This window comes from Actinomyces polynesiensis (assembly GCF_000820725.1).
GTDB classification, from domain to species: Bacteria; Actinomycetota; Actinomycetes; order Actinomycetales; family Actinomycetaceae; genus Pauljensenia; species Pauljensenia polynesiensis.
Window position 1 is genome coordinate 1 of the sequence record NZ_CCXH01000306.1, and the last position, 11,549, is coordinate 11,549.

Genomic DNA, 11,549 nt, shown 5'->3' on the forward strand with positions numbered 1-11,549 from the left:
CGGGCCTCGCGGCACTGGCCCTGCTGGCCTGTGGCGCCGGTGCCCTGACCCTGCGCAGGAGGTCGATGGGTTCCCGCTGACCGGATCACGCTGACCGACCCGGTCCCGTCAGTCCGCACTGACCGAGGAGGTCAGCGCGACAGTGGTGGTGTCGGTGCGGTCCGGTCCCAGGACCGGCGCACCGGCACCACCACTTCACTGCTCCCGGAGCGGGAGCGCTGGGCACCCCGGGTGCCTCACCTGCGTCTGAGGACCGAACTCCGACCCATCAGCACCAAGCCGCCCGCGAGGGTGACCAACAGGGCGGTGACCAGCACGGGGAGCGCCAGGGCCCCGGTCCTGGCGAGGTCGTCCGGGTCCCCGGATCCGGCTCCCGGTGTCTGGGCCCCGGACTGTGAGCTGTCGACCGGGCCGCTCTGGGACCCGCCCTCGTCGGCGCCCGACTGCGACCCATCGTCCGCACCACTCTGGGACCCGCCCTCGTCGGCGCCCGACTGCGACCCGTCATCCCCGCCGCTCTGGGACCCGTCCCCGTCCTCGTCATCGCCCCCGTCGGAGGAGGCCGCGACCGTCACCTCGACCGAGGAGGTCACGCCGTTCACGGTGACGTCCAGCGTGGCCGTGCCCGGCTCGACGGCCGTGAGCTCGCCGGTGTCGGGGTTGAAACGGACCACCTGCGCGCTGCGTTCCAGGCCGTCGACCGAGCCTGACTCGACGGTGACGCCCTGCCCACCCCACTGCGCGCTCATGGGCCACGCCACGGTGATCGCGCCGATCCCGGACTGGTACACGCTGGCGGCCACGGAGGCCGACTGGCCGACCTCCAGGCTGGTCGCCGAGGCATTGACCACGACACCGTTGCCGCCCGTGGGGTCCGCATCGGCATCGACATGGGCGTGGGTCTCGGCCCGGAGCCACCGGGTCCGTGCCGTCGCGTCCCCCAGGGTGTCCCCGGTGATCCCGGCCCCGGGGTTGACGCCGAGCATGGTCCACCCCGTGAAGCCGCCGTTGTCGGCGGTCGCGGCCGGGCCCTTGCCGGAGTTCCCGTTGGTCAGCTGCGTGACACCGTCGAAGCTGCGGGCGTTGAACCCTCCGACGTGACCGTTGACCACGGCCACCGACTTGCCGGTGCGCTGACGCCAAGCGGCGAGCATGTCGTCCATCGCCTGGGCCTCCGTGCGGTCGGAGAGCTGGCTGTTCTTGTCGGGCAGGTAGTCCTCGGTGGGCATGTGGAACACGATCACCTCACCGGTCACCGAGGGGTCGTCGGCATCGGCGTCCAGTTGTGCCCGGAGCTTCGCGAGCTGGTCGGTGCCGTCGGCGTGCAGGGTGCCGCGCGAGGAGTCCAGCGTGGTCACCCGTGTGCGCTTGAGGACCTGGGTGGAGTAGAGCTGCGCGCCCTCCTGCTGGGCGAAGAGGCTGATGGGGTTGCCCATGACCTCGTGGTTGCCCGGCGCCCAGATCCACGGGACGTCTGCCTTCGAGGTGAGTTCCTCGTCCAGGATCTGCTCCGCCAGGGCGAAGGTCGCCGCATTGGCCTCGTCCACGAGGTCCCCGTCGATGACCACGAGGTCGGGGCCCGCGGCGACGATCTGGCGGAGGCTGCGCCTCAGGTTGGCGATGATCGCCTCGTTGAGGCTCCCCCCGGCGGCCGTGAACTGGGCGTCGGAGATGACGGCGATCTGCAGCGAGCGCTCCGAGACCGTCCCGTCGGTGACGACGGAGGCGTCGTGGACGGTGGGCAGCACGGGTGCCACGGAGTCGGGGGGTACGACCACGCTGAGGTCGGAGACGGTGATGTCCCCGAGGTAGGAGGCGGTGGACCGCGTCTCCATGATGCGCACGCGCTGCAGCGTCAGTGGGTAGGCGGTGCCCGTGGGGACCGTGAAGGTGGCCTGCTGCCACCCCGTCCACGTGATCGTGGGACCGTCGAGGTTCGTGGTCACCCCGTCACCGGTCACCACCTGGATGCGCGGCCAGGCCCCAGAACCGTCGCCCTTGATCCACAGGCGCAGCTCGAGGGGCTGTCCCTCCAGTTCGGTGCCCGTGGATCCTCCCCGGGCACTCGGGAGGATCGCGTAGGCCCCGCGGGTGGCGGTGGACTGGGTGAAGTCGTAGGTCATGCGCAGCCCGGGGTTCCCCTCGTGTCCCTCGGCGGCTGCGAGGGCGCCCGTGGCGCGCGCGTACTCGGAGCCCCAGTTGGTGGCGTCGGCGAAGGACTGCGCCTGCTTCTCCTCCATGCCCACGGTGACCGTCACCTGGGTGGAGTGCCCACCCACGGTGAGCGTGAACGTGTCGGAGCCGACCTGCTCCCCGGTGACGGTGAGGGTGCCGTCGTCGGCGGGCGTGAGGGTGGCGGCCCCGCTCCCCTCACTGATGGTGAGGTCGCGGGGTTCCACCAGCGCCGATCGACCGTCGGCGTCGTGGCCCGTCACCGTCAGTGTCGTGGTGTCCCCGGCGTCCTGGAGGGACACCGACGTCTGGGAGGTGGACAGGTGGTCGAGTGTGCCGATGACCCGCAGGGTCGTGCTGGCGCTCCTGCCCCGGGCCGTGAAGGCGACGGGAATGGTGCCGGGGACCGATCCCGCCCGGATGACGGCCGAGTTTCCGCTCTGTTCGGCGACCGTACCGGCGCCGGAGGCGGAGAACGTCCCGGTGACGTCGAGCCCCGCACCGCTTGCCGCGATGCCCCGTGCGTGCACGGAGCGCGAGAGCCCCGGCAGCAGGGTGTCCGCGCCGTCCGCGGTGGTGGAGACCCGCACGTCCTCGAGGTCGGTGGAGGAGGCGGTGGAGCGGAACACCAGTGAGTTCGCGACCGGCCGCTCGGACCCGTCGGAGGGGCGGTTGTGGACGGTCGCGGCAGTCGTGCCGGAGGCCCGCACGAGCATGGTGGAGGAACCGCCACCGTCCAGGTTCAGGCCCGTGTAGGCGCCCACACTCCGGAGCAGTTCGCCCGCCTGGGCGGTGGTGATGCCCAGGGAGTCCGACTTGCGTCCGTCGACCTCCAGCACGCACATCCGCGACCCGTCCTGCGACAGGCCCACCACCGTGCGTGCGGCCACCGTCGCGTCGCCCTGGACGGCCTGCCCGCCACTGAGGACGAGGGTGGTGCCGCTGACCGCCGTCACCACGTCGCGGTCCACACCGACGCTGACGTCGACCGGGTCCCCGACCGTCAGCGCCCCCACGGTGGCGGCCGAGGAGCCCAGCCCGACGAGGAGCGCGCTGCCGGAGGCCATCGGGAGCGCCTGGGATGCCTGTGCCGCCGTGAGGAGGTCCTCGACCACACCGTCGTTGACGAGGGCGACCTGCACCTGCCTGTCGGCGAGCTTCTGGTCGAGGCTCGCCCCGCCCCACACCTGGGTGTAGTAGGCCAGGCCGTCGGCCGGCAGCGAGGGGGAGTTCACGGCGCTGATGCGGTGGCTCGTGCCCGCGAACGAGGCCGCCGCGGTGCTGGTCAGCCGCTGGATCGCGGCGACACCCTGGCTGGACAGGGTCAGCGCGTTCGCGGAGTCGCTGATCGAGCGGACCCCCGATGCGGCGGAGATGTCGGTGCCGATCGGGGCATTGGTGGCGTTCATGTCGAAGAAGTCGCCGTTCACGGCCGCAACCACGCTCGCATCACCCGCGACCTGCTGGGAGACGGTCTGGACGGCGGCGACCGTGCCGGGGTCCTGCAGGTCCACCTGGAGGGTCGGCTCAGCGAGGTCCGCCTCGAGGAGGTTGCCCGTGATCCACCCGGAGTCCGAGAGGTGACGGAAGTGCGTGTACTCCAGACCGGGTGCCACCGAGTCGGTGGAGACCTCCCCCAGGACGTCCCCGTCGGGGGTTCTCGGGGCGGCCGCCAGGGCTGCGGCGGGAAGTGTGGCGGCGACGAGGGCGACCACGCCGATGCCGGAGAGCACTCTGTGGACGATCGAATGGGGCGCCCGTGTGGCGCTGCGCATGGTGTCGTGGGATCTCACGATCCGCGACGCTACGGCACGAGGGTTTCAACCAACTCCCATCTGCGTGAACGCAGGGTGACGCGCAGGTCGCGGAATGGGGGTGGGGAGGAGGGTCGGGACCGCCCTCGTGGGTGTCCCCCGGTGCGGAAGGTGGGCGGATGCGTCGATGTGAGGCCGCACTCCCTGCCGGTGGACGTTCGTTCGCCGTCCACCCCTGTCCACCGCTGCAACCGTCACACGCAATAGGCTGGAGGCCCCGAGGGAGAGGACTGGGGCCGAACCGAGATGACTGATCCGTTGACACGCGCTGCCCGGGCCTTCCCCTCCGGGGGCACCATCCCCGACACCGTCACCGACGCCCTGCGGGATGCCTACGTGCGCGGCTGGAACGACGCCATCGGCGGGATCCACCGCGAGCCGGCCCGCCCCTCCACCCCCGCGGACCCCGCACCTGCCGGACCCACCCACGTCATGACGGGCCGACGTTCGGTCGAGGGGCACACCGTCATCGTCTGCTCCTGCGGACAGACCCTGTGGGAGAGCCGCTGGGAAGCCCACGCCCGCACCTGAACGGCACTGGCCCCGGTCGATACCCCAGCCCAGGCGGAATCGGTCCGGCGGCATCGCCCCCGGGTCAACACCCCCGGGTCAACGCGCCCGGGTCAACGCGCTCGGGTCAACGCCCCCGGGTCAACGCCCCCGGTCAGGCGGCATCGACGCCGCCGGGTCAACGCCCCCGGTCAGGCGGCATCGACACCGCCGGAGCTGACGGCACCCGGATGGGTGCCGCCCGCGCTCCGGTCAGTGTCGGGCCGGGCGCCGTGACCGGGAGGGGACCACGTCCCCGCCGACGCCCGGTCCACGGGAGCCGCACCTCCCCCGCGGGGTTGTGCGAGCTCCCCGTAGTAGAGCAGGGCCCTCCAGTCCGTGCCGCGCGAGTGCCCCCGTGGCGCACCGTCCTGCCGGGGCTGCTCCACCGGGACGAAGAACCAGCCGAGGATCCCGAAGAACAGGTCCTCCAGGCAGTTGCGCACCCCGATGTAGGACACCAGCGCCCACGTGCACATCACCGCGTTGAACCCGGCGAAGGCCGCGTTGCCCCAGTTCCTCGCGTGCCAGTCGAGCACGAAGATCACACAGGACAGCCCGATGATCGCCAGCGGCGCCAACACGTAGGGCCAGGGCGCGGCCGTGCGGTTGGAGACCTTCGGCGTGCGGGCGAAGGGGATCTTCTCGTTCGTCAGGCCCTGCTGGACGGACTTCAGCGTGCCGGCCACGTTGACCGCCAGGAGGATCAGGTTGAAGCCGTAGATGCGGAACACGTCCGTGCGCTTGTAGCGGCTGTCCCTGAGGTCCTGGGCCATGCACAGGAAGTACGGAGCCGCCGCGGCGATGACCCACGGGCTCAGGAGGCGCGAGTCGAAGGGGAAGGCCAGGAGGAAGACGAGCCCGATGCTCGCCCAAGCGATGGAGGCCATGTAGTTGATCCGCAGTGCCGCCTGGGTCAGGTGCACCGCGTTCGACGTGTTCCGCCGCTCCCGCATCTGCTGGATGAACTTGGGCAGGATCAGCAGGCCGCCATTGGCCCACCGGCGCCGCTGGACCACCAGTGAGCCGAAGTCCGGGGGCGTGGCGGAGTAGCTGAGCCGCTCGGGGTAGTTGACGAGGTGCCACCGGTGCAGGCCGAGGTCGACGCTGGACTCGGTGTCCTCGATGACGGTGCGGTCCTGGATGTAGGTGGTGACGGTGCGCGCCCCCTCCGTGGAGACCTGGGCGATGTCGTCCAGGGCCCTCTTGCGGATCACCGCATTGGCGCCCACCCAGAAGGTGGCGTCGTAGTAGGTGAGCCCCTGGTGGAGGATGTGCTGGATGTCCGTGGTCGCCGCGGCGATGCGCTCCATGCGCGTGGGGGCTCCCCGGTAGGAGCAGTACGGGGTCTGGGCCACCGCGACACGCTCGTTCTCCGGGCACTCCAACAGGTACACCAGGCGCAGGCAGTACTCCCTCAGCAGCATCGAGTCGGCGTCGAGGGTGAGGAGGTACTCCGAGTCGGGGACCTCGAGGTCCGCGTACTCGCCCTCGTACACCTCACGGAGGATGACCCCGCGCTGGGTCTCCACCCGCTTCCAGCTGTGCCCCATGAGCGAGATGTAGGCGTTCAGGTTCATCGCCTTGTTCGCCTCGTGCGACAGGGAGGCGTACTGCTTGCGTTCGAAGGTGCGCACCGACGCGGTGAAGGTCCACGCCAGGCGGTCGTAGAGCTGGAGCACGCGCGCGAGCGGCAGGGAACCGTGCTCACGGGAGGCCCCCTCCAGGGCGGTGACCGTGGTGCGCAGGTCGCGGGCCAGGTCGCCGAGGACCTGGTGGACGAAGAACTGGTCCGTGTGGTCCACGACCTCCCAGTCCTCGGCCATCTGCTCCAGCCAGTGGGCCGCCCACCGGTACTCGCTGGCCAACCTGCTCAGCTCGGCACCCGACACCTCCGCCACGCCCCGCAGCCGCACCCCGGCCGTGTCCCGGGCGCGGGTGAGGCGCGACGAGGGCGCGGCGAGCGCCGACATCACCGTCTCCCCCAGGCGCCGCGTGGTCTCCAGGTCGCGGAGGCGCTCCGGGTCGCCGGGGTTGGGCGGGTCATCGATGAGCAGCACGACCTGCAGGTCGGGGAACTCCTGCAGGGCGGCGGACCAGATCGTCTTGACGACGACGTGGGTCTCCTCCACGTAGGAGGGGATGAGGACCGTGATCCCGTGACGGGGATCGGGCACCGAGAAGTGCCGGTCGACCTGCGCGCGCGGGACCCGCTGGTGGGAGCGGAAACGGATGTGGGCGCCCTGGCGCGAGACGAGGTACATGAGGGCGGAGAAGCTCAGCAGGGTGACGATCCCGAGGTAGACGACCGTCTCGATGACCGTGCCCAACGTCGTCAGCTCGTTCTCGATGACCCGGCGCAGGACGGTCGTGATGACGTACATCGCCCAGGACAGCACGGTCACCACGATTGCCAGGCGCCCGAGCACGAGCCGGAAGGCGGAGGGCCGGGAGTGGAGGACCGGGAGCGGCTCCGTCGACCTCTCCGCACCGACCTGGTGACGCCGCGACGGGGTGTCCGCGTCCGCGTCCCGGGTCTCGTGGGTCATCGGGAGCGTCCCTCCTCCGGACATCGGGACATGTGGGCGGCTTCCGCATGGGACCGTCCGTGGTGGGCACACGTTATCATGCTGCTGGGTGCCAGCCCGTGCCCTCACAGTCCGCGGATCCGAGGGGTCACAGGTGTCATGAGTTCACGATATCCGGGGCGGCGCTTCTCCTTCCGGCGATTGCTCATTGCCCTGGTCGTCATGGCACTCCTCGGGATGGCGGGCACCCTGGGGTTCCGCTACCGCCAGGCGGCCGAGCTGCCGACGGCCGACCCCTGGTTCGGGGGGTACGTGGACGTCACCGCGACCCCGCCCTACCCCTTCGAGTCCCCGTCCGGGGGCGGCGACGGTTCGAACCCCGTGCTCTCGTTCGTCGTCGCGGGCGACGACGCGTGCACCCCCAGCTGGGGTGGGTACCACACCCTCGACGAGGCCGCCTCCGAGCTCGACCTGGACCGGCGCATCGCCCAGGTGGGACGCAGTGGACGCACCCCCGTGATCTCCTTCGGCGGGCGCGACGGCACTGACCTGGCTGCCGCGTGCACGGACGCGGAGTCCCTGGCCGCCGCCTACCGCGAGGTCCTCGACCGCTACGCCGTCTCCGTGATCGACCTGGACATCGAGGGCGACGCCCTCACCGACACCGCAGCCCGTACCCGGCGCGTGGCCGCCCTGGCGTCCCTGCGCCGGAGCGCGCAGGGTGGGGGGACCGCGGGCACGGGTGCGGAGACCTCCACGCCCTCGGGTGCCACTCCGCTCTTCTGGCTGACCCTCCCGGCCGACACCGGGGGCCTGACGGCCGACGGACTCGCAGTGGTCAAGGAGTTCCTCGACGCCGGGCTGGTCCCCACCGGCGTGAACCTGATGACCATGGACTTCGGGGTGTCCTCCACGCAGACTCGGATCCCCGACCTCGTCGACCGGTCGCTGGACTCCGCCCATGAGCAGCTCCTGCGCCTCCTGGTCTCCTCGGGACGGATCGTCACCTCGGCGCAGGTGTGGTCGATGATGGGCGCCACGGTGATGATCGGTCAGAGTGACGTGGCCGGTGAGCTCCTCTCCACCACGGATGCCGCGCGCGTCGCCGCCCTCGCCGCCGAGCACGGTCTGGGGAGGGTGTCCATGTGGTCCCTCAACCGGGACTACGCCTGCCCGGCGAACTACGCGGACCGGTCGACCCCCTCCACCTCCTGCAGCGGTGTGGAGCAGGGCGACCAGCAGTTCTCCTCGATCCTCGCCGGGGAGATGACCGGAAATGCCGCGACCCTGCCCGGCGTCCTCTCCTCCCCCACCCCGCTCCCCTCCACCACCAGCGACGAGGACGACCCCGCCACGAGCCCGTATCCCCTGTGGGATCCGGCCACCGTGTACGCCGTGGACGAGCGGGTCGTGTGGCACCACAACGTCTACGTCTCCCGATGGAAGAACCAGGGACAGCAGCCCGACCTCATCGAGCACGACTCGACGCAGGAGAACCCGTGGCGCCTGGTGGGCCCGGTGCTCCCCGGGGAGACCCCGGCCCCCGTGCCGTCCCTGTCCCCCGGCGCACTGGCCGAGTGGGACCCCTCGACGGTGTACCAACAGGGTGACCGCGTCATGCTCGACGGGATCGGCTACCAGGCGAAGTGGTGGACCCAGGGCAACAGCCCCGAGGCCAGCGCCGTCGACGCGGACTCCTCCCCGTGGCGGCGCCTCACCGATGACGAGGTGCGCGAGATCCAGGGGCAGTGAGACCCAGGGCAGCGAAGCCGAGAGCCGTGAGGCCGGGTGCCTGCCGGGTCCCCCGGGTGTTCCCGGGGCCCGTGTGAGCGCACCCGCGATCGGTGGAACCGGACGCCGCGCAGGAGTGCGACGCCCGCCCCCTCAGCGCAGGTCGAGTCCCATGGTGTCCAGCCGGACGAGGAACTCGTTGGCGGACACCGGACGCCCGAAGAGGAACCCCTGGGCGAGCGGAGCGCCCAATGAGTCGAGGAACTCCGCCTGCTCAGGGGTCTCGACCCCCTCGAAGACCACGGAGAACCCGAACTGCTCCCCCAGGTCGAGGATGGACCTCATCGTGGGGCGGGTGCGGGGGTTGTGGAACTGGTCGATGATCCGTTTGTCCACCTTCACCGATCGCACCGGGAAGCGCACCAGCGCGGCGAGCTCGGAGTAGGCGGTCCCGAGGTCGTCGATCGCCAGGGACACACCGTGCTCCGCCGCGAAGCGCGCGGCCTCCTGGGCGACCTCCTCGCTGGCGGAGCGCAGGGAGGACTCGTTGAGCTCCAGGACGATGGTGACGTCGGGGTTCCGTTCGAGGGCGACGAGGAGGGCCTGGGTGAACCGTCGGCTCAGGAGCTGTTCCACGTTGATGTTGATGTTGAGGGTCGTGAGTTCGGGGGCCACCAGACGGAAACGTCCCAGGTCCTCCAGAGCGCGCGTCAGCATCGTCGTGGCGAGCTGGTTCATCAGTCCCAGGCGTCGGCACTCGTGGAGGATGAACGACACCGACATGTCCCCGTAGGTGGGGTCCGAGTAGCGCACGAGTGTCTCCACGGCGACCACCCTCTCGGCGACGCGGTCGACGATGGGCTGGTAGACCTGCGAGATCCTCCCCTCGGCGACCGCGCGTCGGAGGGCCTCGACCTCTCCCGTGAGGGCGACGGAGGTGGGGCCGCCCTCGTCCGGGGACGCCTCCTCCGCCTCCTCGTCGGCCGGACCCGCCAGGAGCGTGTTGCCACGGGCGGCGTACATCCGCTCGTCCGCTTCCTCGATGAGCCCCGACAGGTCCCGCTGACCGGGGGTGGAGTAGGACAGGCCCTGGGTGATCGTCACCGGAATCGGACCGAGGTCGGTGTCAACGGGCACACCCAGGCGGGCGTCGATCTCACCGGAGACGTTCTCCACCTGACGGTGCGAGTGCAGGCCCGTCATGAGGATGACGAACTCGTCCCCACCCACCCGCGCCACCACGTCGGAGTCCCCCACGGAGTGGCGCAGCCGGTGGGCGATCGACCGCAGGACGGTGTTGCCCGTCTCGTGGCCGTAGCGGTCGTTGATGTACTTGAAGTTGTCGACGTCGATGAAGATCAGGGCAGTGAGCCCGAAGTCGTTGCTCTGCTCCCCCAGGTCCGCCAGCGCGGAGCGGAACGCCCGGTAGTTCAGCAGGCCCGTGAGGGGATCCGTGTTCGACAGGCTGCGCAGCCGCCTCATCTCGCGGTCCACCCGCAGGGACTCCCTGGCCACGGCGGCCAGGGCCTCGAGGAAGTTGCTGTCGGAGTGGCTGAACGGCCGCTGCCAGGGCTTGCGGCGGACGTGGAGGCGGAATGCGGCCTCGCCCTCGCCGATCACGGACGACTCGATGAGCAGGCCGCCGTGGCCCACACGGCGACGGACACCCGGACCCGGTGACGTCCCCACCTCGTAGGAGCGCATCGAGCGCCGCATGTGGTCGAGGGCCTGGTCGGCCACCGACGGCGAGGTGGGCCACGGCATCGACATCGTCGCCTCGACGAGGCTCCCCTCGCGTTTGATGAGGTGCTGCACGTGGTTGGCCCCCGCGGTCAGCGTCACCACCGCGATCACGAGCAGCACCGCGCCGACGGCCACAACACTGCGGTTCATCGTCGCGTCGATGGTCACCTCCCTGTTCGACAGGGCCAGGGAGGTGATGACTGCGGTGGAACCGCACTGGACGGCGAACACAATGCCCAGCCGGACCCACCCCACACCCGCCAGCAGCGTGGACACGGGAACACGGTCCACGAGGTGTGCCCCCAGTACGGACAGAACCCCGCAGGTGGCGTAGTAGGCGAGGAACCCCATCACGATGGGTCCGCTCGCCCCACTGGCGTTGAGGACCGGGTTGTGGGGGAGGAAATCGGGGGTCAGGTCGTGGACGAGGACGTACATCGCACCGCTCGCCCCTGCGGCGAAGGAGGTGAATGCCCCCTCCCTCCAGGACCGCAGGGACCAGGCGCACCCCACGATCACGCCACCCAACCAGACGCCGTACACGGCGACCGTGTAGTCGGGATTGAGGACCAGCATGGACAGGGCGACGGCCCCCATCCCCATCGAGTCGACCAACCCGTTGTCGGAGACCCGGATCCTCGAGCTGGTGCCCAGCGCGGCGCACACCATGAGGGCGATGGCGATGGGCAGGCGCTCCATCACCAGGGGCCACGCCCAGGCGAGGGAGCCGACGGACACGCACCCCACGGCCACCCACAGGGCGACACTGGCCGCGAACGGCCACCTGGTGTCCGCGCGTCCCAGACCCTGCGCTGTGCCCGCGCTCACCGCGCGGACCCCAGGACCGGTGCGGAGGAGAACGGCCGGGCGGGCGAATGCCATTCATCCCGCCCGACAGCCGCCGCAGAGGTGGAGGACCCACCGCCCCGGAGGAAAACCGCCCCGATGTCATCGCGCAATCCGCTCATTGCGGGTCGAATGGCATACATGGTGTCCATCGTGCACCTGTGTG

5 protein-coding genes are annotated in these 11,549 nt (G+C 70.7%); 2 read left to right on the forward strand and 3 right to left on the reverse strand.

All coding sequences use genetic code 11. The features are described from left to right. Nucleotides 1–236 precede the first annotated feature (236 nt). Nucleotides 237–3,947: a phosphodiester glycosidase family protein gene (locus TA90_RS12830; RefSeq protein ID WP_147513509.1), complete on the reverse strand. Its 3,711-nt coding sequence runs from the start codon at nt 3,945–3,947 to the stop codon at nt 237–239. A 285-nt stretch (nt 3,948–4,232) separates the two neighbouring features. Between TA90_RS12830 and TA90_RS12835 the strand changes: the two genes are divergently transcribed. Beyond that, complete coding sequence (locus TA90_RS12835) at nt 4,233–4,517, forward strand: hypothetical protein (RefSeq protein WP_147513510.1); 285 nt, start codon at nt 4,233–4,235, stop codon at nt 4,515–4,517. A gap of 170 nt (nt 4,518–4,687) precedes the next feature. Here the strand turns inward: TA90_RS12835 and TA90_RS12840 are convergent, their stop codons facing one another. Further along, nucleotides 4,688–7,084, reverse strand: a complete 2,397-nt coding sequence (locus TA90_RS12840; protein WP_074015415.1) for a glycosyltransferase family 2 protein — start codon at nt 7,082–7,084, stop codon at nt 4,688–4,690. A gap of 138 nt (nt 7,085–7,222) precedes the next feature. Between TA90_RS12840 and TA90_RS12845 the strand changes: the two genes are divergently transcribed. Continuing rightward, complete coding sequence (locus TA90_RS12845) at nt 7,223–8,815, forward strand: chitinase (protein WP_043537109.1); 1,593 nt, start codon at nt 7,223–7,225, stop codon at nt 8,813–8,815. Nucleotides 8,816–8,947: 132 nt separating this feature from the next. Here the strand turns inward: TA90_RS12845 and TA90_RS13480 are convergent, their stop codons facing one another. Then, entirely contained in the window at nt 8,948–11,365 is a 2,418-nt protein-coding gene (locus TA90_RS13480; protein WP_187120148.1) for a putative bifunctional diguanylate cyclase/phosphodiesterase, read from the reverse strand. Nucleotides 11,366–11,549: the final 184 nt, after the last annotated feature.